We start from the raw sequence: 18,850 nt of genomic DNA on the forward strand, positions 1-18,850 counted from the left end.
GGGTCCCGGCTCAGTCGATGAGGCCGGGTTCGTGTGTGGGGGTACCACCGGACCCGCGGAGGCGGCGTCGACGGAGGTTGAGCGCGGACATCACCACGCCGACGACGATGAGCACGGCCGCAGCGATGGCTCCGACGATCACCCATCCCTCGAATCCGTCGCCCGCCGCGTAGAGGACGAGAGCGACGACAGCGATCCCCGCGAGGATGCAGGCGTATCCGACCCAGCCCGAAGCTCGGGACGCAGTGGTGGGAGCGTGAGCTCGATTCGATGGTTTCGTCATGGTGGTGGATACCGCATCCGGCCCTCCACGAAACCAGTTCTCCACGAACCAGCCTTCACGACCCAGCAGGGGACGACGGCGGGCGGACGGACGGTTCTGCGCAGGAGAGCGTTACGGCCGAGAGTGTCACGGCGGGATCCGCCGGCCGATGGGCCCACGTTCGACGAGCGCGGCGAGTCGTTCGCGCGCGCTGCGCGGAGAGAGGACGGGGCTGTCGGTGCCCGTCGCGCTGCGCATGCCGCGCACCGTCTCGGACCACACCTCGGGACCGTCGTACTTCGGCGACCATCCGAGTTCCTCGCGGGCCCTGCTGCAGTCGAGCATCGGGCAGGTGTAGGCGAGGTCGATCCATCCGCCCTGCACCGGTTGCAACCGTAGGCGCCAGGTCGCTTCGGCGAGCGCCGACAGACCCCATCGCGGCATCGGAATCGTCGGGCAGTCGAACGGAGCGGCGAAGTCCCGCGCTCCCACCGGGGTCGGTGCTCCCAGGTTGAACGGACCGGGCGCCCGTCGCTCGAGCGCTGCGACCAGCGCGTCCGCCACATCGTCCGAGTGCACGGCGGGGATCGCGAGCCCGTGATCGATCGGGATCAGCGGCAGATGGTTCGTGATGCCGGCGGGCACGAACTCGGGCAGCACGTAGCGTTCGAGGCCGGAGCCGGAGACGAGCTGCCCGATGAATCCCGGGCGGAAGCGGGTCAGGACGGGCACGTTGGTGCCGGACTCGAAGTCGTCGAGGAATGTCTCCGCCGCAACCTTGTCGACGCTGTAGACACAGGTGGGCACGCCTTCGCGGGCCCACGACTCGTCGACCTCCCGACCATAGGCGCCGTCGGAGTACACGGCGGCGGAGGACATGTGGATCACGTGCGCGACACCGGCGTCGGCAGCGGCCGTCATGACGGCGTGGGTGCCGTCCACCGCCACCCGCCGGAGATAGTCGCGACGGTGCGAGGGCTGGAATCCCCAGGCCAGATGCACGACGGCGTCGGCCTCCGCGAAGATCGGAGTCAGGACCCGGGCGGCGTCGGGAGCCGCGAGGTCCACGGCGCACCACTTCGCCGCCGCATACGGATCGCGCGCCGGGGGAATCCGGCGCGCGATCGCGACGATATCGAGTTGTGCGGGATGAGCGGCCAGCCGGCGCAGGAGCGCCGTGCCGACATTTCCGCTCGCTCCGGTGACGACGATGCGTCGTGGCAGACCGGTTCGGGATGTGGAAGCCATCGGCATCGTCGGTATCGTCCGAGTGTCCCGGTCAGCGGGCCGATTCCGCTGCGTCCTTCTCCGTCTGCGCATCGGCGTTCGGGAGAGCACCGGCAGCGTTCTCGAGGTGGGCGCGGACGAACCACTGGAACTTCTCCAGCTGGCCGGTCTGGCCGATCAGGATGTCCTCGGTGATCGGGTCGAGCTTGCCGACCTCGTCGATCGCCTTGCGGTTGTCGGTGATGATGCCGTCGTAGACGAGGTCCAGCGCAGCGAGGTGCGCCTGCGCGGTGTCGCGGCCGACCGAGTAGTCGTCCCACGTGCGGTTCTTCTCGATGGCGCCCGGGGTGCCCTTGGGCGACGCACCGAGCGCGGCGATCCGCTCGGCGACCTCGTCCGCGTATCCGCGCACGAGCTCGACCTGCGGGTCGATCATCTCGTGGACGCCGATGAAGTTCGGGCCGACGACGTTCCAGTGGATGTGCTTCAGCGTGAGGTGCAGGTCGTTGTAGGCACTCAGGCGCTCCTGGAGAATCTGCGCGGTGCGCGAGCCGTCGGCATCGCTCAGACCGGGAACCGTATAGCTCGAGTTCGACATATTTCTTCCTCCAGAATGATCTCGGGTGTGTCGGAAGGCGAATACCCGAGGCACGGTGGAATCCAAACATCCGGGCGCACCGGACGTCCCGTGACCTGCGTCGAAGAATTTGTCCGGATCAGGCGAGTCACAAACGTTTGGAAACGGACCAACCCGGTTATTCGATCGCCGGGCACCGAGGCTTCCAGGTTTCGGTCATGACATCTGAGGTGGCGACAATGATCATTCTGGGTCTGATTCTGTTGGTGGTGGGGTTCTTCACGGGTATCTCGATCCTCACCACACTCGGAGTGATACTCCTGGTGATCGGCGTGATCCTTGCGATCCTGGGCGCGACGGGCCGGGCGATCGGCGGACGCGCGCACTGGTACTGACCCATTGTCGATCGTCCGTGCCGGAAGGAGACGTCCGGCACGAGGCAGAACTGCGAATCCCGGGTGCTCACGGCACCCGGGATTCGTCGTTTCCGGACCCCTACGATCCCGCCCCGATACGACAGGCCGACCGGCGGACCGGGTCCCGGAACGACGTCCGGGCCGGCCCCTGTGCAGGGACCGGCCCGGACCGGCAGGTTCGTTCGGTGACTAGGTGTCGGTGCGCGCCGCCGCCTTCGGCGTACGGAGGGCGCGATGGCTGGTGTCGCAGAGGGGGTACAGGGCGCTGCGGTGACACCGGCACACGGCCACCACGAAACGGTCCGAGACCGTCTCGGCGCCGTCGTCCTCGATGATCCGCACCGGGCCCTCGACGAGGGTGGGACCGCCCCTCACCTGCCGCACGACCCGTGCTTCGCACTCTCCGTCGGCGGTGAGCTGCGTGATCTTCGGTGTCCTGCTCACATTCTCAACTCCTCGTGCGGGGGCGGTCGGCGCGGACGACGACCACTTCCTCAGTCAGTGCCCCCGGCTCCGCCAGCTGCGACGAGTACAGATAGTCCGTGCGGCTGCGAAGGACCGGTCCGAAGGGGATACGACTGCGGGCGACGACGGATGCCTTGAGGTCGGCCTCGCGCAGCCGGGACAGTGTCGCCTCCACACCGGTGAACTCGGAGTGCACGATCAGCGCGAATCCGCCGGGCGTGAGCAGGGTGGGCAGGCTGTCGCACAACGGATCGAGCACGCAGCGGCCGTCGGCGCCGGCATCCCAGCGCGGGTCGCGGTTCTCCCCGTCGCACGGAACGTACGGCGGATTCGACAACACGATGTCGAACGGACCGTGGCGCAACGCCTCGTCCAGGCCTCCCTGCCGGGCACGGATCGGCAGCCGGCGCGACCACGCGTTGACGCGGGCGCTGAACACGGCTCGCGGGTTGATGTCGAAGGCCGTCACCGACGAAGCACCGAGCATGGCGGCGTTCACCGCCAGAAATCCTGTCCCGGTGCAGAAGTCGAGAACCTTCACACCCTTCGTACCGCCTGCGTCCGCAAGCGCGCCTGCGAGCAGATACGAATCCTCCTGGGGGCGGTACACCCCCGGAAGACGCCATACCCGCGGCGAATCCGATCCGTCCAGCGCCAGGGAAGCTGTCACGTCACACCACCTCGGTATCTCGAGTTCGACGGCATCTCCACCACCCCGGGCCGAAGACCCGGATCCGTCCGTTCGCGGGCGGATACCCGCGCGACTTCCGTGTGAAACACGCCACCGTTCCGCGAGGGAGGCCCAGCGGTCACGAGAACAGCACCCGGCGAGCGGCATTTCGTACGCGTCGGGTCACCGGAGCGGTGCGTTTGCCGTCCGCGAGTGCGGCGTGAGCGGCGTTCCAGCCGCCCATGCCGTGGACTCCCCCGCCCGGATGCGCACCCGAGCTGGCGAGATACACCCCTTCGACCGGGGTTTGCGGTCCGCCGAAACCGGGAGTGGGCCGCAGGAACAACTGCTGGTGTACCTGCGCGGTTCCACCGTTGACGGCTCCGCCGACGAGATTCGCGTCGGCCGCTTCGAGGTCGCCGGGTCGCTGGACGTGCCGGCCGACAACGCGCGCACCGAAACCCGGTGCGTAGGCCTCGAGTTGCGCGTCGACGCGTTCGGCGAGGTGGTCGGCGGACGCGTCGTCGGTGATGCCCCGCGGCAGATGTGTGTAGGCCCAGCAACTTTCGGTTCCCTCGGGCGACCGCGTCGCGTCGGTCGTCGTCATCTGTCCGAAGAGCAGGAAGGGCGACTCGGGGACGACCCCGGTGGACAGATCGGCCGACCACCGGATCATCGCGTCCGTATCGGCACCGACGTGCACCGTGCCGGCCCCGTTCAACGAGGGCGAACGCCACGGCACGCGGCCGTCGAGCGCGTAGTTCACCTTCACGACCGGGGTGTCCCATTCGAACTTGCGCAGGTCGTCGAGTACCCGCGACCCGACGGCGTCGGCCGGGAGGAGCCGCGTGTACAGGGCCGGGGCCGAGGTATCGGCGAGGACGGCGCGTCGCACCTTCACCCGCTCGCCGCCGGCGGTCCGGACTGCGGAGACCTTCCCGCCCTGCACCTCCACGCCGACGACCGGCGAATCGCACCGCAGCTGGGCGCCCGCCGAGGCGCCGCGCCGAACCAGCGCGTCGGTGAGCGCTCCCGCCCCGCCGACCGGCGCGGGGAACCCTACGTCCTGCGCGAGCATCGTGAGCATGTAGCCCATCACGCCGCTGCCGGGCGCCTCGGGCGGTGTGTCGGCATGCATGGCGTTGCCCAGGAGCAGCAGCCGCGCCGCCGAACCACCGAACAGTTCGGACGACATCCGGGTGACGGGCAGCGCGAGCATGCGCGCGTAGCGCAGCAGATCTCCCGTCTTCATGGTGCGCAGCAGGTCCACGGAGCCCCGGACGGGCGGGAACGGGCCGAGGAGCAGTTCGAGCAGCGCGCCGCGCACCTGCTTCCACTGGTCGAACAGCGCCAGCCACGCTTCCCCGTCACCGACGCAGCGACGCTCGAGGTCGGCCGCCGTGTCGGTCGGATCCGGAGAGACGACGATTGCGTCCTCGTCGTCGGGGCCCAGCGGGTGACCGAAGGCCTTCGGGGAACGCGCCCAGCGGAGGCCGTGCGACGCGAGATCGAGGGCTTGGAAGGCCGGTGAGGCCACACCGAGCGGATAGAACGCGCTGAACAGATCGGCGCAGTATCCCGGGTGAAGTTCTGCGCTGCGCACCGCTCCACCGGGTTCGGGTTGTTCCTCCAGTACGAGGACGTCCCATCCGGCGTCGGCGAGCACCGCGGCGGCGGTCAGACCGTTGGGTCCGGCGCCGATGACGACCGCATCGACCGTCGTGTCGCTCATTCGGTGGCGCCTTCGGCGAGCAGCACCAACCGTCTCAGGCATTCCTGGTTCCGTGGCATCACCATTTCCTCCTGTACGCGATCGGGGACGAAGGCGTACGGTCCTTCGACGACGTGTTCGGCCATCGTGATGCGGGTGCCGCCGTCGTGGGTGGGTTCGAGCGAGATCGCGATCTCGGCCTTGCCGAACAGCCAGGCACGTGCGCGCAGCACCAGTTGCCGTTCGGGCACCACCTCGCTGACCTCGGTGTGGTCGTCGAGCAGGAGAGGCCACAGACCCACCGAATGATGGATCCGGGTGTCCCGTTGCGGCCAGGCGGGGTCGACGGCCCGGATGCGGGACGCACCCACCACCCATGCCGCGTACCGCCAGCCGTCGGCGAGGATCTCCCATACGCGCGCCGGTGCCACCGAGGTCTCGATCGTCGCGATCCTGGCCATGCCCGCTCCTCATCCTCTGGACAACAGCTCGCTTGCGGCAGACGCATACCCCGCTTCCGCAGGTGTCACACGACGCCGGGTGTCATCGCTGTTCGGAGGGGGTATCCGGGCGGGCATGGAAGCCGAGAACACCCCCTCCTCCAACCCGTACGCCTTCGTCTTCGCGCCGTCCCCGCTCCTCACGGTAACCCTCGAAAAGGCACCCGACGGAAGCACCGAGCTGCACGTCCATCCCGGCGGGCAGGGATTCTGGATCGGCCGCATGGCGGCGACCCTGGGAATGGACGTGCACCTGTGCGGACCGTTCGGCGGCGAGTCCGGCACGATCCTCGTCGACATGATCAACCGCGAAGGCGTGACGGTGCATGCCGTGGAGACCGCATCACCCAACGGTTCCTACATCCACGACCGGCGCGAGGGCCATCGGAAGGAGATCGTGGAGATCGACCCGCCGGCACTCACCCGTCACGAGACCGACGATCTGTTCAGCGCGTCGCTGGCGTCCGCGATGTGCGCGAAGGTCGCGATGCTGGGCGGACCGCACTGCGACGACGCTGTACCGAGCGAGGTGTACACGCGCCTGTGCGCCGATTTGGGAGCCCTCGGCATCCCGGTCGTCGCCGATCTGTCCGGCCCCACCCTCGGTGCGGCCCTCGAAGGCGGGGTGACCGTGCTGAAGGTGAGCCACGAGGATCTCATCGAGGACGGTCGCGCGAAGTCCGAGGATCTCGACGATCTCATCGAGGCCTTGCACCGTCTCCACGACGAAGGTGCCGCCTCGGTGGTGATCTCTCGCGCCGGCGATCCGGCGATCGCACTGGACAACGGGACCATCTGGGAGGTGGAGGCGCCCTCGGTGCAGACGGTGGACCATCACGGTGCCGGTGATTCGATGACAGCGGGGATCGCGTCGGCCTATGCCGCGGGCGCGAAGTTCGAGGACGCGCTGCGTCTCGGTGCCGCAGCAGGCGCGGTCAACGTGACGCGTCGCGGGCTGGCGACGGGACATCGAGTCGCGGTCGAGAAGATGGCCGAGAAGGTGGAGGTCCGGAAGTTGAAGGGGAAGCGTTCATGAGAGCACTGATCGTCAACGACGACGGCATCGACAGCCCCGGTCTCGCGCTGCTCGCCCGGATCGCCGTCGAAACAGGTCTCGACGTGCAGGTCGCGGCGCCCCATGTCGAGCGCAGCGGTGCGAGTGCATCGCTGACCGCTCTCCAGGACGAAGGAAAGCTCCTGCTGAGCCGTCGCCCGCTCGACGACCTGCCCGAGGTGGAATCCTATGCGGTGGAGGCCTCTCCGGCGTTGATCACCTTCCTCGCCTCGTACGGCGCGTTCGGGACGGCACCGGACATCGTGTTGTCCGGAATCAACCTGGGTCCCAACACCGGTCACGCGATCCTGCACTCGGGCACGGTCGGTGCGGCGCTGACCGCTGCCAGCCACGGCGCTCGCGCAGTTGCGTTCTCGCTCAACGGCACCGCTCCGTCGCAATGGGAGACCGCCGAACTGGTGGCACGTCGCGCTCTCGATTGGGCGATCGAACACAGCCGTCCGGGTGCGGTTCTCAACGTCAACATCCCCGACATACCCGTTCACGAACTGCGCGGGTTACGCAGCGCTCCGCTGGCGGAGTTCGGTGCCGTCCAGGCGGAGATCGGGGAGGTCGAGGACGACGGCGACATCTCCCGCGCCCTGCCGATTACCTTCCGGGCTGTCGAACTCGACGAATCCAACGACAGCGACGCCGTTCTCGTGTGCCAGGGATGGGCGACCGCGACCGTGCTGACGATGCCTTTCGAGGTGGCGGAGGCCGATCTCGGCACTCTGGAGTTCGCCCACTCGGACAGTTCGCAGCAGTAGGCTCGGATCCCGCTCGGTCACGGATGTCGTGACCGAGCGGTCTCGAACGTGAAAGAGACTCGGGCCCTGCGGTTCTCAGGCCACTACGGTTCTCAGGCCACTACGGTTCTCAGGCCACTGCGGAATCCGAGACGCAGCGGGAGATCGGCGTCACGACGGACCGTTCCGTGCGATCGGCCGCGTCCGTCACGGACTGCACGAACCTGCCGGCCTCGGCAAGCGCGCGCCGACTCTCGGGAAGACTGTCGGCGAAGATCGGGAAGGCATGCACCTGGTGTCGCCACAAGTGGAGGTCGCAGCTCACGCCGGCCTCCCGCACGGCCCGGGCCATGGATTCGGCGTCGCTGCGCAGCAATTCGTCGTGACCGGCGTGGATCATCACCGGGGGCAGCACACTGAGGTCGTTGTCCAGCGGGCACATCAGCGGGCCGGGCTCTCCGTCGACGGTCAGGCGGGTATGGGTGCCCTCGATGTAGCGCACGAGCGACCGCACGGCCGATCCGGGGAACATGGGGCAGGCCGCCTGCATGTCGTGTTCGGCGCGACGGTCCGAATCGAGGTCGACGAGCGGCGACAGCGCGACGATTCCGGCCGGGCGGGGCAGGTCGGATTCCGCGATGGCCAAGGCCGTCATGAACGACAGGTATCCACCGGCGGAGTCGCCTGCGATGACGATGTCCTCTCCGCGATAGCCCTTCTCGCACAACCACTCGTAGCCGCGTACCGCGTCGTCCACCGCGTGCGCGATCGGAGCGTTCGGCAGCATCCGGTAGTCGACGCTGAGAACCGCGCCGTCGGCGCGATCCGACAGGCTCACGGTGAGCGAACGGTGAGTGTTCAGTCCGCACATCAGGAAAGCGCCGCCGTGGAGATACAGCACGGCGCGCTTGGTCGATCGTCCCTCCGCGCGGATCCACTCGGCGCTGCACGTGCCCAGGTCGACGTCCACATACTGGGCTCCGGAGGGCTTGGGGAGCAGGGACGCAGCGCCGTCGACGACCGACAGTGGCCACGCGAGGTCCGGCCGGACCATCCATGCCCCGACGACCGGCTTCGCGAGTGCGCGCACAGCGCCCCGAACGACTCGGGAGCGCACGCTACCGCCTCGGTGGGTGCGGCTGACGCCCTCACATCCACCGAAATCGTCGATCTCCGAAGACAGCACTGGAACCTCCCGTGGAGCACCCCACGAAACCGGTTGATTTCTTTCGCCTTACGAGGCGTGGTACTGCGGTTTACCCACGCTTGTCCGGGATCGAAACACCCGGTTTCGGGTAACGAACCGGAAAAGTCGGCCACTGCGCTCTCCCCCAGGACCCGTTTACCGAGCCGATCAGGGAGGTAACCAGCGCGTATGCCTACCGAGACCACGGTGTCCCTCTGGCGGGATCGTGCCCCACGGACCGCGACGTACGACGACTGGACGGCCCGCCGGGAGCGCTACGACGTCGTGGTCGTCGGCGCCGGGATCACGGGCACCGTGACCGCCCTGCTCCTCGCCGAGCGGGGATTGCGCGTCGCGGTGGTCGAAGCCCGGAATATCGGGGCCGTGACCACCGGAAACACCACCGGCAAGGTCAGCGTCCTGCAAGGCACGCGCCTGTCGCAGATCGGCCGCAGACATTCCGGGGCGATCCGTCAGGGATATGTCGACGGCACCCTCGCAGCGCAACGGTGGGTGGTCGACTTCTGCACGCGGTACGGACTCGACTTCGATCGTGCGGACGCCTATACCTATGCGCAGGACCCGTCGAACGTGAGCATGATCGACGCGGAGTACCACCACTGCCGCGCCGCCGGACTGCCGGCCGAACGGGTCGGCGAGATCCCGCTGCCCTTCGGCGTGGCCGCGGCGGTCACGATCCCCGACCAGGTGCAGGTCGATCCCATGCCCATCCTGTTCATGGCGGTCGACCGGGCACGCACGGTCGGCGCCGAGGTGTTCGTCGGGCGTCGCGTGAAGACCGTGGACACCGAGGACGCAGGATGCATCGTCCGCACCGACGACGGCGACATCCGTGCAGATCGCGTGGTCCTCGCGACCGGCATCCCCATCCTCGACCGTGGCGCGTTCTTCGCCCGTGTGGAACCCGATCGCTCGTACTCCATCGCCGTCGAGGTGCCCGGTGGGCCTCCGGAGGGGATGTTCCTGTCCGCCGACAGTCCCACCCGATCGCTTCGCACCGCCTCCGCGGCGGGAACGTCCTCGTCGGCGGACCGACTGCTCCTCGTCGGCGGCAACGGGCACGTCGTCGGCCGGCACGATTCGACCCGCTCCGCGTACGACGACCTGCTGCGGTGGAGTCAGCGGACGTTCCCCGGCGCCCACGAGCTGTACCGGTGGTCGGCGCAGGACTACACGAACATGGACAGCCTCCCCGAGGTCGGGCCCGTCCTGCCCGGCGCCGACCGGATCTGGGTGGCGACCGGCTTCGGCAAGTGGGGCATGACCGGCGGGGTCGCGGCGGCCCACATCATCGCGTCCCGGTTCTCGGAGTCGCCGGATCCCGAGGTCGAGGCGTGGGCGCCCGCCATGGCGGCCTGGCGCACCGAACTGGTGAGCGGCACTCCCACCGCAGCCAAACTCAATGCCACCGTCGCATTGCACATGGCCAAGGGCTGGTTGCAGGCTGCGACGTCCTCCGGACCGGAGCCGGAAGAAGGACAGGGACGGGTGGTACGCAGTTGCGGACGTCCCGTCGGCGTGTCCACGGTCGACGGCCGAACGCACCGCGTGAGCGCGGTCTGCCCGCACCTCGGCGGAATCCTGCGGTGGAACGACGCGGAGTCGTCGTGGGACTGCCCGCTGCACGGCTCCCGATTCACTGCCGACGGCACTCTGCTGGAGGGGCCCGCGACCGGCAACCTCTCCCCCAGGTGACGCCGAGGTGGAAAAGGCGTGAGAGCCCGCGTTTCACACCCACCCGAGCCGGGTAGTTCTGACAGCAGCCGAGAAAGGACACACGAACATGAATTCCGCCGATGGGGCACGACTGTCCGGACTGACCGTCGCAATTCTCGCGACGAACGGAGTCGAGGAGGTCGAGCTCGTCGAGCCGCGTAAGGCTCTCGAGGACGAGGGCGCCACCGTCCGACTCGTCTCGATCGAGCAGGGCGAGATCCAGGCCATGGAGAAGGACGTCAACGCCGCAGGGAAGTACACCGTTGATCACCTCGTCTCGGAGGTCTCCCCCGGCGACTTCGACGGCCTGGTGCTTCCCGGCGGAACCACGAATCCCGATCAGCTGCGCCAGGACGACAAGGCCGTGTCGTTCGTGCGGGAGTTCGTCACCTCCGGGCGTCCGGTCGGCGTGATCTGTCACGGACCGTGGACGCTCGTCGAGGCCGACGTGGTGCGCGACCGCACCCTCACGTCGTACCCGAGCGTTCGTACCGACATCCGCAACGCCGGCGGAAACGTCGTCGATCAGGAGGTGGTCGTCGATCGCAACCTCGTCTCGAGCCGCAATCCCGGCGACCTGCCGGCATTCTGCAAGGCACTCATCGACCTCTTCGCCGCGAACCCCGCGAGCTGAGTTCCTCGGGCCGCGCACCACGCAGGCCGATCCTCTTTCCCTCACCGACCGCGACCGCAGAGGTCTCGGTCCGTCCCCACCTGCTTTTCGAAAGGACCTCGACGATGCTCGAGCAGAGCCCCGTTTCCGGCGCCACCGTCTCTCCCTCCGCGGCCCTCCACCAGGGCGTGCGATTCAGCACCGCGGAAATCAAGAAGCGCATCGACGAGATGTTCGACAACCCGGCCGCTCCCGTGCCGAGCGAGAGCTGATCTCCGAAGAACCGCTGGTCGAAGGCCCGCAGCAGCGCTTGCGGTTTGCGGCCCCCTACCCGCCTTGATAACAAGAAGTAGTCGATTTCGAACATTTGGGATTGGTTCGCCGTGAGGCAGTCGCACGAAGGCGGGATAATGAACGAACCGAACTCCGACGATTTCGTCGTGGTCGCCAACCGTTTGCCGGTGGATCTGGAGACGCCGACCGACGGCGGTCCGCCGGTCTGGCGACGCAGCCCCGGCGGTCTGGTGACCGCGATGGAGACCGTCCTGAGGTCCAGCGGCGGCGCCTGGGTCGGCTGGCCCGGCACTCCCGACGTGACGGTCGATCCCTTCGAGGAGGACGGACTCTCGCTGTATCCGGTGGAGCTGTCCGCCCAGGAGGTCGAGGAGTACTACGAGGGTTTCTCGAACGACACCCTGTGGCCGCTCTACCACGACGCGCTCATCCCACCCACCTTCGATCGCCGCTGGTGGCGTACCTACCGCGCGGTCAACAAGCGATTCGCCGAGGCCGCGGCGCGCGCCGCCGCCCCGGGGGCGACGGTGTGGGTGCACGACTACCAGCTCCAGATCGTTCCCCGGATGCTGCGCGAGCTCCGGCCCGACGTCACCATCGGCTTCTTCCTCCACATCCCCTTCCCGCCCACCGAACTGTTCCTGCAATTGCCGTGGCGGAAGGCGATCGTCGACGGTCTGCTCGGCGCCGACCTCGTCGGTTTCCATCTCCCCGGTGGGGCACAGAACTTCGTCTACCTCGCCAACCGGCTCTTCGGACTCCCGGCACCGCGCGGGACATCGTCCGGCGGCACCATCGATCTCGGCGACCGGCAGGTCCGCGTCGACGCCTACCCGATCTCCATCGACTCCGCGCAGCTCCAGCAACGTTCCGGGGACAAGGACATTCGAGAACGCGCTGCCGAGATCCGCAGGGATCTGGGCGATCCAGAGGTCATGCTGCTCGGCGTCGACCGTCTCGACTACACCAAGGGAATCGACGTACGCCTCGAGGCTCTGTACGAGCTGTTCGCCGAAGGCACCCTCGATCCCGAGAAGGTCGTGATGGTGCAACTGGCCACGCCGAGTCGCGAGCGGTTGACGGCGTACGCACAACTCCGCGACCAGGTGGAGCGCGAAGTCGGTCGGATCAACGGTGAGTTCGCCCGGCTCGGTTCGCCCGTCGTCCACTACCTCCACGCCTCGGTCGACCGCGACGAACTCCTCGCGATGTACGCCGGCGCCGACGTCATGCTGGTCACTCCCCTGCGCGACGGCATGAACCTCGTCGCCAAGGAGTACGTCGCGTGCCACGGCGACGGCAGCGGTTCGCTGGTGCTCAGCGAATTCGCCGGGGCGGCAGCGGAACTCCGTCGTGCCCTCCTCGTCAACCCGCACGATCTCGAAGGCGTCAAGCGCGCGATCGTGGAGGCGATCGAGGAGGACCCCGCCGAACGGAAGAGGCGCATGAAGACCATGCACGCGCACGTCATGGAGCACGACGTCGCCCGCTGGTCGCGCACCTTCCTCGAGGACCTGCGGGCCATCTCGGGTGCGCACGTCGCGGCCTCCGAAAGTTAGGCCTCCGAAAGTCAGGCCACCGAAAGTCAGGCCACCGAAAGTCAGGCCACCGGAAGCCGGGCCGCGGGCCCCTCTCCGGCGTGTACCGGGAAGGGACCCGCGTGCCCTGAACCTCGACGAGTTGCAGACCCGAAGGAATGCAGACCTACTGACTCGGCTGCGGCACCTCGCACTCGACCTCGGGATTGACGCCCGCATAGTTGAGCGGCCCGGCCACCACCGTGACCGCCACCGTCGCGAGACTGCTGCAGTTCTGGTCCGAGTCGCTGAAGTAGCCGCGCTGACCGGCCGCCACCGCACCGATGATCAACCAGACCAGGACCACGAGACTCAACAATCGCACGATCTCACCTCGATCCGTCCCACACGCCGGACCGTCCGGCCGGGTAGCAGTACCCGAGACGGAAACCGAACAAACACACCGAGGAACATGATCCGGTCGTAACGGACGCAACATCTCTCATACGTCCCCGGGGCGTGAAACATCGTGTGGGAGTAGCGGCAAAATCATTCTTATGAGCGATTCGCCCACCGATGAAGCGTTGAGCCGGATCCTCGCCGACGACGTCTCCCGACACGTCGGCAGTTTCCGGTACCTGTCGACCGACGACTCGTGGGAATGGTCGGCTTCCGTCGCCCGGATACACGGCTACGAACCGGGCACCGTCGTACCCACGACCGAACTCGTCCTCCGGCACAAACACCCCGACGACAGGGAGGACATCACGACGCTCCTCACCTCCGTCCGCACCACCGGTGAACCGTTCAGCAGCCGGCACCGGATCGTCGACACCCGAGGCACGATCAGACATGTCGTCGTGATCGGCGATCGCATCGTGGACGAGGACGGCACGGTTCTCGGCACGTCGGGGTTCTATCTCGACCTGACCGATGCCCTCGAGGAGGACCTGCGGGCAGCGGCCGACGCCGCGATGGCCTCACTGGCGGACGCCCGCGCCGTCATCGAACAGGCCAAGGGCGCTCTCATGCTGGCGTACACGATCCCGGCCGAGCGCGCGTTCGAGATCCTGGTGTGGCGTTCCCAGGAGACGAACGTCAAGCTGCGTGCACTCGCCGAACGGCTCGTACACGAGATCTCGACCACGCCCGGAATCCTCGCAGAGTTCCGCGGCCGTTTCGATCACCTGTTCCTCACCGTGCACGAGCGAATCCGATCGAGCGACCCGCCCCCTCCCCGATCGAGCGACCCGCTCCCCTCCTCGATTGAGCGACCCGCTCCCCTCCTCGATTGAGCGACCCGCTCCCCTCCTCGATTGAGCGACCCGCTCCGGGGTACTCGAAGGTGGAGTCGCGTCCGGCGCCGCACCGGTCGCTGCGCCTGCGCGCCCTTCGACGTGAGGAGAGCCATGACCCAGGATGTGGAGAAACGTTGGAACGACCCCCGCACAGCCCGTAAGGCCACGATGTACGTAGGGGGCGTGATCATCGCTGCACTCGTGGTGATGGGTGTCGCCATCCTCTGGGGCACGAACTCCGGACAGGACTGCAGCGACGCCACATTCGCGGTGTGCGCCGATCCCGCCCGCCAGATCCTCGTCTTCGGACCCACACTCGTGCTCCTGCTCGGCGGACTCGGTGCGCTGCTGACGGCCTATCGCACGTGGAAGCGCGGCGGTCGCTGGCCGATCTGGCAGGGCGCAGGATGGGCATTGCTGGTGCTGATGGTCGCCTACGCCACCATCTCCGCCCGCGCCATCATCTGACGGGCGCCCGGCGTCCCGGCCCGGGGCGATCGAGCCCGCCGACCCCACACGAACGAACAGGCGGGACAGCAGCGTATTTCGGTTCGTACCGACGCGCCGTGACCGGTTTATCCCTCATCACACACGGGAATACCGCTGTGGTGAAGATCGCGATGGTTGCCGGACAAGTGAATCCCCTGCTCGGTCACGGCGCGCACGCAGGTGCAGCGCCGCAAGGACTGCACGTCCACCTGGCCGAACTGTCCTCCGCCCTCGCCGGGGCCGGTCACGAGGTGGTGGTCTACACACGCCGCGAGGACCGCGACGGCCCCGACCGGATCTCCACCCCTGGTGGATACGAAGTGGTGCAGGTGCCGGCAGGTCCGCCGTCCCCGCTGCGCCCCGACGAAACTGCCTCTGCGATGGGCGAATTCGGGAGCTTCCTGGATCGGGAGTGGCGTCAGCGGCCACCGGACATCACCCACGCCCACTACTGGCTGTCCGGACTGGCCACCCAGCTCGCCACCCGTTCGCTGGGCATCCCCACGGTCCAGACCCTCCACTCCCTCGGCACGGTCGAGCACCGCATCCGGGAGAAGACTGCGATGGACGCGTCCGCGCGTGACCGAATCCGCTTGGAGCGACTCATCGCCCGGGGTGCGACGCGCATGATCGCGACGAGTTCCGACGAGGTGTTCGAGCTGGCGCGCATGGGACTTCCCCGCACGCGGACCACGGTGGTGCCGAGCGGCGTGGACGCCGTGCACTACAGCACCGCCGCCGCTCCCGACACCACGAGGACCCGCAGGCATCGTCTGCTCGCAGCCGGTCCTCTCGAACCGGGCTCCGGATTCGACATCGCCATCGAAGCGCTGGCGGGCATTCCCGATACCGAACTCGTCATCGCCGCGCATCCCGCTCCCGCGTACCTGTCGCGCCGATCTGACGAGCAGGAGAAGTCCCGTCTCGTGAAACTCGCACGCGTACGCGGTGTGCAGGGACGCGTACGGATCCGCCGCGATATCGGGCGGGACGAGATGCCCGGTCTGCTCCTGTCCGCCGGCGCCGTGGTCTCCACTCCCTGGCACGATCCGTCGGGGATGCTCGCCCTGCAGGCTATGTCGTGCGGTCGCCCGGTCATCGCAACCGCTTCCGGTGGAATGCTCGACACCGTGCTCGACGAGGCGACCGGCCTTCTCGTGCCCACCCGCTCCCCCGAGGCCGTCGCGGCCGCCGCGCGCCGGCTTCTCTCAGATACGACGACACGCGCCACCTTCGGTATCGCCGGACGCGACCGCGTGCTCGCCCGGTACACCTGGGATCGCGTGGCGGAGGACACCCTTCGCGCCTACGAGCGGTGCGTGCCGGTCCGGCGTACTGCACACCGGACCGCACGGACCGGTGTGCAGTAGCGCCCATCGAAGCCGTACAGGCGCCGGAACGATCAGCGACGGAAGTCCTGATCGTTCCGGTGCGCACCCGCCCCGCCGGCATCGCCGATCCGGCCCTCGCCACCGGGCACCGGGTTCGAGGTCGGCGAACCTGCCGTTCCCGGAGCCGATTCCCCGCGGTGGTCACCGCGTTCGGCACGCTCCGCCGAACGGGGATCCAGTTCCTCCGCACGGCGACGACGCTCGTCGAGTTCGATGCGCGCCGCTTCGGCGGTACGACGTTCGTCCTCGGAGCGGGCACGCAGCCGTTCCGCCTCGGCCGCCTTGGCTTCGGCTTCGGCCGCGGCGCGACGGGCCTCCGCTTCGGTGCGTTCGGCCGACGCGGCCCGTTGTTCGACTCCGGGCCTGTTCTCCTCGACGCTGCGACGCAGACGTTCGGCTTCGGCGCGCCGTCGCTCGGCACGCCGGTTGCGAAGCGTCCACACCAGCACCGCCACTACCAACAACGCGACGACCACCGCTATCACCAGCAGAATCCAGTCGTTCGTGCTCATCTCGACCTCCTCGGGTTCACCAGCGGGTTCCCCCGGGGCGAAGTGACGAAACGGGCAGGTAGGGCCGGACGGTGGATCGGAGGCGCCCCCGAACGGACCGTTGCCGCCCGGGTGTCCCGAACGGCAACGGTATGGAGGGGCGTGGCGGATTGCGTACCACGCCGTGTGGTCGACTCTCCCGATCCTTCTAGGTCACAGGAGCGACCGCAGCGAGCGCCGCTTCACGTGTCTTGCAGGCCTTGGCGGCGATGGCCTCATCGGCGACGCGGAGCAACCGTTCCACGGGCCGCCCACTCAGAAGAGCCCAGCGGACGTTCAGGGCACGCGCACGTTCGTCGAGATCGTCGAAGACCGACAACCCGGCCGCACCGAAGAATTCGACTGCTCCGAGATCGACGACCATACGGATCGATTCTTCGAGCTGCCGATGGGTGAACGCGTGGAGAGCGTGTGCGTTGCGGATGTCGATCTCGCCTCGCACGTCGATCCAGACGAGGTCCGGTTCGATCTTCTGCGCACTGAATTCCGCGCCGACGGCCCGTTCTGCGGGAATGTCGGACCTGATCGGCCGAGCCGACCACCCGGATGGGACGGAATCTACCTGTGCGGCAATTCGCTGAGGAACTGTCATAGCACTTCCCAACATCGAAAATTGCAGGAAGCACGACCTACGAGACAGGCACAACCGGTGACCGATCGGAACCCTCCCGAAACGGGGGTGCTTCCGTGTTCTCGGCTGTGTGCTCAACCTTCTGCCGCAACAGTAGTCCACGAACCACGGGCACTCAACACGTCGATCGTGCATTTCGGGCATGTTGCGGACCCCTGCCCAGGTCACGGCGGATGGATTGAATTCGCGGTATCTGGGTAATCTCTCCGACGACCAGACAGACACGACCCGCTCGTACCCCCACTCCCCGTACTGGAGACATCAGGCTCATGGCAAAATCCGCGTCGATCGAATCGGCACGCGACCACAATCCCCCGGTAGTCGAACTTCGAGTAGAGGCCCATCCCGATCAGCTCGCAGTGCTCCGAGCGGTAGCCGCCGCGATCGCGCTGCAGCACGACTTCGACCTCGACACCGTGGCGGACGTGAAGCTCGCCGTCGACGAAGCGGCCACGCGGCTGATCATGGGCGCTCCCGAGGACGCGGTTCTGGCGTGCTCCTTCCGGGCCGCCCTTCCGCTGCTGCACATCAGCCTCTCGGCACCGACGAACGACGCCTCCGCGATCGGGCAGCCGCGCTCCTTCGGATGGCACGTGCTCAACTCGCTGACCGAGTCCATCTCGGTGACGAGCGACGACTCGCGTGCCACGATCGACATGTCCATCGCCGAAGGCAGCGCCGATCGGTGACGCGCAACACGGGTAGGTCGAGCGACGAGTACGCCGACGTCACCGAAACGCTGAGAACACTCCTCGCACTCGAGGAGGGCGACCCCGGTCGCATCCGCATCCGCGACGAAGTGGTCGAGCGGTGCCTTCCGCTCGCCGAGCACATCGCCCGTCGTTTCGACGGACGCGGTGAGGCCTTCGAGGATCTGCTGCAGGTCGCGCGACTGGGCCTGGTCAACGCGGTCGACCGGTTCGACCCCGAACGCGGCTCGGATTTCGTCTCCTTCGCGGTCCCCACGATCATGGGTGAGGTGCGCCGGCACTTCCGTGACGCCGGCTGGGCCGTTCGTGTGCCGAGGCGCATGAAGGAACTGCATCTGTCCCTGAGCAAGGCCACCTCCGAGCTCTCCCAGCGACTCGGACGCGCGCCCACCGCCTCCGAGCTCGCCGAGGAACTCGGCATCGATCAGGAGGAGGTGCTGCAGGGTCTCGTGGCCGGCAACGCCTACCAGACGGTGTCGGTGGACCGGTCGTCTCCGTCCGGCGACGACGGGCTCACCCTCGCCGACACCCTCGGCGACTACGACGCCGCGCTCGACGAGGTCGAGAACCACGAGGCGCTGCGGCCGCTGCTCGAGGCCCTTCCGGCGCGCGAACGCACGGTCGTCCTGCTGCGCTTCTTCGGCAACATGACGCAGACGCAGATCGCCGAGCGCGTGGGTGTCTCGCAGATGCACGTGTCGCGTCTGCTCACGAAGACCCTCGCGCAGCTCCGCGAGCAGCTCGGCGACAACTTCTGACGTAGTCGACGTCCCGGGTGCTCGCACCCGGGACGTCGACACGC

Annotated in this window: 23 protein-coding genes; 12 read left to right on the forward strand and 11 right to left on the reverse strand. The window is 67.9% G+C overall.

Annotated elements, in window-relative coordinates; genetic code table 11:
• Positions 1–10 precede the first annotated feature (10 nt).
• From LPH33_RS18810 to LPH33_RS18820, 3 genes are all read right to left on the reverse strand, one after another.
• Positions 11–283: a hypothetical protein gene (locus LPH33_RS18810; RefSeq protein WP_006552395.1), complete on the reverse strand. Its 273-nt coding sequence runs from the start codon at positions 281–283 to the stop codon at positions 11–13.
• A 126-nt stretch (positions 284–409) separates the two neighbouring features.
• Positions 410–1,516 carry an NAD-dependent epimerase/dehydratase family protein gene (locus tag LPH33_RS18815; protein WP_229565391.1) on the reverse strand — a complete coding sequence of 369 codons (1,107 nt, stop codon included), beginning with the start codon at positions 1,514–1,516 and terminating at the stop codon, positions 410–412.
• A gap of 25 nt (positions 1,517–1,541) precedes the next feature.
• On the reverse strand, positions 1,542–2,087 hold the full coding sequence (locus LPH33_RS18820) for a Dps family protein (RefSeq protein WP_060650644.1): 546 nt from the start codon (positions 2,085–2,087) through the stop codon (positions 1,542–1,544).
• 218 nt (positions 2,088–2,305) lie between these two features.
• On the opposite strand from LPH33_RS18820, the gene LPH33_RS18825 reads away from it, so the two are divergent.
• On the forward strand, positions 2,306–2,461 hold the full coding sequence (locus LPH33_RS18825) for a DUF6131 family protein (protein ID WP_006552398.1): 156 nt from the start codon (positions 2,306–2,308) through the stop codon (positions 2,459–2,461).
• Between the two features lie 210 nt (positions 2,462–2,671).
• Here the strand turns inward: LPH33_RS18825 and LPH33_RS18830 are convergent, their stop codons facing one another.
• From LPH33_RS18830 to LPH33_RS18845, 4 genes are all read right to left on the reverse strand, one after another.
• Entirely contained in the window at positions 2,672–2,926 is a 255-nt protein-coding gene (locus LPH33_RS18830) for a CDGSH iron-sulfur domain-containing protein (RefSeq protein ID WP_229565393.1), read from the reverse strand.
• A 4-nt stretch (positions 2,927–2,930) separates the two neighbouring features.
• Positions 2,931–3,557 (reverse strand): HemK2/MTQ2 family protein methyltransferase, encoded by a 627-nt coding sequence (locus LPH33_RS18835; RefSeq protein ID WP_229568396.1) that lies wholly within the window; start codon positions 3,555–3,557, stop codon positions 2,931–2,933.
• A 199-nt stretch (positions 3,558–3,756) separates the two neighbouring features.
• Entirely contained in the window at positions 3,757–5,349 is a 1,593-nt protein-coding gene (locus LPH33_RS18840; protein ID WP_229565394.1) for a phytoene desaturase family protein, read from the reverse strand.
• Complete coding sequence (locus LPH33_RS18845; RefSeq protein ID WP_229565396.1) at positions 5,346–5,789, reverse strand: SRPBCC family protein; 444 nt, start codon at positions 5,787–5,789, stop codon at positions 5,346–5,348. The genes LPH33_RS18840 and LPH33_RS18845 overlap by 4 nt, the downstream gene beginning before the upstream one ends.
• 115 nt (positions 5,790–5,904) lie before the next feature.
• Here LPH33_RS18845 and LPH33_RS18850 point away from each other — a divergent pair, with 115 nt between their 5' ends.
• Both LPH33_RS18850 and surE read left to right on the forward strand, forming a co-directional pair.
• Entirely contained in the window at positions 5,905–6,864 is a 960-nt protein-coding gene (locus LPH33_RS18850; RefSeq protein WP_229565398.1) for a 1-phosphofructokinase family hexose kinase, read from the forward strand.
• The gene (surE, locus tag LPH33_RS18855) at positions 6,861–7,652 is read left to right on the forward strand and encodes a 5'/3'-nucleotidase SurE (RefSeq protein WP_060650638.1); all 792 of its coding nucleotides are present in this window, start codon (positions 6,861–6,863) and stop codon (positions 7,650–7,652) included. The genes LPH33_RS18850 and surE overlap by 4 nt, the downstream gene beginning before the upstream one ends.
• 109 nt (positions 7,653–7,761) lie before the next feature.
• Here the strand turns inward: surE and LPH33_RS18860 are convergent, their stop codons facing one another.
• Positions 7,762–8,748: an alpha/beta hydrolase gene (locus tag LPH33_RS18860; protein WP_229565399.1), complete on the reverse strand. Its 987-nt coding sequence runs from the start codon at positions 8,746–8,748 to the stop codon at positions 7,762–7,764.
• A 258-nt stretch (positions 8,749–9,006) separates the two neighbouring features.
• On the opposite strand from LPH33_RS18860, the gene LPH33_RS18865 reads away from it, so the two are divergent.
• The 4 genes from LPH33_RS18865 (at position 9,007) to LPH33_RS18880 (ending at position 13,020) form a co-directional block, all read left to right on the forward strand.
• Entirely contained in the window at positions 9,007–10,533 is a 1,527-nt protein-coding gene (locus LPH33_RS18865) for an FAD-dependent oxidoreductase (RefSeq protein WP_229565401.1), read from the forward strand.
• An 88-nt stretch (positions 10,534–10,621) separates the two neighbouring features.
• Complete coding sequence (locus LPH33_RS18870; protein WP_060650635.1) at positions 10,622–11,188, forward strand: type 1 glutamine amidotransferase domain-containing protein; 567 nt, start codon at positions 10,622–10,624, stop codon at positions 11,186–11,188.
• Between the two features lie 104 nt (positions 11,189–11,292).
• Positions 11,293–11,439, forward strand: a complete 147-nt coding sequence (locus tag LPH33_RS18875; RefSeq protein ID WP_194293716.1) for a hypothetical protein — start codon at positions 11,293–11,295, stop codon at positions 11,437–11,439.
• Positions 11,440–11,577: 138 nt separating this feature from the next.
• Positions 11,578–13,020 carry an alpha,alpha-trehalose-phosphate synthase (UDP-forming) gene (locus LPH33_RS18880; protein ID WP_229565403.1) on the forward strand — a complete coding sequence of 481 codons (1,443 nt, stop codon included), beginning with the start codon at positions 11,578–11,580 and terminating at the stop codon, positions 13,018–13,020.
• Positions 13,021–13,165: 145 nt separating this feature from the next.
• On the opposite strand, the gene LPH33_RS18885 is transcribed toward LPH33_RS18880, so the two are convergent.
• Complete coding sequence (locus LPH33_RS18885; protein ID WP_060650863.1) at positions 13,166–13,366, reverse strand: hypothetical protein; 201 nt, start codon at positions 13,364–13,366, stop codon at positions 13,166–13,168.
• 169 nt (positions 13,367–13,535) lie between these two features.
• On the opposite strand from LPH33_RS18885, the gene LPH33_RS18890 reads away from it, so the two are divergent.
• From LPH33_RS18890 to LPH33_RS18900, 3 genes are all read left to right on the forward strand, one after another.
• A complete protein-coding gene (locus LPH33_RS18890; RefSeq protein ID WP_229565404.1) occupies positions 13,536–14,273 on the forward strand; it encodes a PAS and ANTAR domain-containing protein in 738 nt (245 codons plus the stop codon).
• A 114-nt stretch (positions 14,274–14,387) separates the two neighbouring features.
• The gene (locus tag LPH33_RS18895) at positions 14,388–14,744 is read left to right on the forward strand and encodes a hypothetical protein (RefSeq protein ID WP_060650633.1); all 357 of its coding nucleotides are present in this window, start codon (positions 14,388–14,390) and stop codon (positions 14,742–14,744) included.
• A 98-nt stretch (positions 14,745–14,842) separates the two neighbouring features.
• Positions 14,843–16,135, forward strand: coding sequence for a glycosyltransferase (locus LPH33_RS18900; RefSeq protein ID WP_229565406.1), 1,293 nt, complete (start codon positions 14,843–14,845; stop codon positions 16,133–16,135).
• Positions 16,136–16,167: 32 nt separating this feature from the next.
• Here LPH33_RS18900 and LPH33_RS18905 read toward each other — a convergent pair whose 3' ends face one another.
• Both LPH33_RS18905 and LPH33_RS18910 read right to left on the reverse strand, forming a co-directional pair.
• On the reverse strand, positions 16,168–16,668 hold the full coding sequence (locus LPH33_RS18905) for a hypothetical protein (RefSeq protein ID WP_229565408.1): 501 nt from the start codon (positions 16,666–16,668) through the stop codon (positions 16,168–16,170).
• Between the two features lie 187 nt (positions 16,669–16,855).
• Complete coding sequence (locus tag LPH33_RS18910; protein WP_324256219.1) at positions 16,856–17,482, reverse strand: STAS domain-containing protein; 627 nt, start codon at positions 17,480–17,482, stop codon at positions 16,856–16,858.
• Between the two features lie 125 nt (positions 17,483–17,607).
• Here LPH33_RS18910 and LPH33_RS18915 point away from each other — a divergent pair, with 125 nt between their 5' ends.
• Positions 17,608–18,027 carry an ATP-binding protein gene (locus LPH33_RS18915; RefSeq protein WP_026061321.1) on the forward strand — a complete coding sequence of 140 codons (420 nt, stop codon included), beginning with the start codon at positions 17,608–17,610 and terminating at the stop codon, positions 18,025–18,027.
• The gene (locus LPH33_RS18920) at positions 18,024–18,806 is read left to right on the forward strand and encodes a SigB/SigF/SigG family RNA polymerase sigma factor (RefSeq protein WP_060650629.1); all 783 of its coding nucleotides are present in this window, start codon (positions 18,024–18,026) and stop codon (positions 18,804–18,806) included. Before LPH33_RS18915 ends, LPH33_RS18920 begins: the two co-directional genes overlap by 4 nt.
• The last annotated feature ends 44 nt before the right edge of the window (positions 18,807–18,850 follow it).

This window comes from Rhodococcus sp. RDE2 (assembly GCF_020885655.1).
GTDB lineage: Bacteria > Actinomycetota > Actinomycetes > Mycobacteriales > Mycobacteriaceae > Rhodococcus > Rhodococcus pyridinivorans.

Bases quoted from the DNA above. Each gene is read 5' to 3' on its own strand.
- LPH33_RS18810 (WP_006552395.1), bottom strand. From the start codon at position 283: ATGACGAAACCATCGAATCGAGCTCACGCTCCCACCACTGCGTCCCGA.
- LPH33_RS18815 (WP_229565391.1), bottom strand. From the start codon at position 1,516: ATGCCGATGGCTTCCACATCCCGAACCGGTCTGCCACGACGCATCGTC.
- LPH33_RS18820 (WP_060650644.1), bottom strand. From the start codon at position 2,087: ATGTCGAACTCGAGCTATACGGTTCCCGGTCTGAGCGATGCCGACGGC.
- LPH33_RS18825 (WP_006552398.1), top strand. From the start codon at position 2,306: ATGATCATTCTGGGTCTGATTCTGTTGGTGGTGGGGTTCTTCACGGGT.
- LPH33_RS18840 (WP_229565394.1), bottom strand. From the start codon at position 5,349: ATGAGCGACACGACGGTCGATGCGGTCGTCATCGGCGCCGGACCCAAC.
- LPH33_RS18845 (WP_229565396.1), bottom strand. From the start codon at position 5,789: ATGGCCAGGATCGCGACGATCGAGACCTCGGTGGCACCGGCGCGCGTA.
- LPH33_RS18850 (WP_229565398.1), top strand. From the start codon at position 5,905: ATGGAAGCCGAGAACACCCCCTCCTCCAACCCGTACGCCTTCGTCTTC.
- surE (WP_060650638.1), top strand. From the start codon at position 6,861: ATGAGAGCACTGATCGTCAACGACGACGGCATCGACAGCCCCGGTCTC.
- LPH33_RS18865 (WP_229565401.1), top strand. From the start codon at position 9,007: ATGCCTACCGAGACCACGGTGTCCCTCTGGCGGGATCGTGCCCCACGG.
- LPH33_RS18870 (WP_060650635.1), top strand. From the start codon at position 10,622: ATGAATTCCGCCGATGGGGCACGACTGTCCGGACTGACCGTCGCAATT.
- LPH33_RS18875 (WP_194293716.1), top strand. From the start codon at position 11,293: ATGCTCGAGCAGAGCCCCGTTTCCGGCGCCACCGTCTCTCCCTCCGCG.
- LPH33_RS18880 (WP_229565403.1), top strand. From the start codon at position 11,578: ATGAACGAACCGAACTCCGACGATTTCGTCGTGGTCGCCAACCGTTTG.
- LPH33_RS18890 (WP_229565404.1), top strand. From the start codon at position 13,536: ATGAGCGATTCGCCCACCGATGAAGCGTTGAGCCGGATCCTCGCCGAC.
- LPH33_RS18895 (WP_060650633.1), top strand. From the start codon at position 14,388: ATGACCCAGGATGTGGAGAAACGTTGGAACGACCCCCGCACAGCCCGT.
- LPH33_RS18905 (WP_229565408.1), bottom strand. From the start codon at position 16,668: ATGAGCACGAACGACTGGATTCTGCTGGTGATAGCGGTGGTCGTCGCG.
- LPH33_RS18910 (WP_324256219.1), bottom strand. From the start codon at position 17,482: ATGCCCGAAATGCACGATCGACGTGTTGAGTGCCCGTGGTTCGTGGAC.
- LPH33_RS18915 (WP_026061321.1), top strand. From the start codon at position 17,608: ATGGCAAAATCCGCGTCGATCGAATCGGCACGCGACCACAATCCCCCG.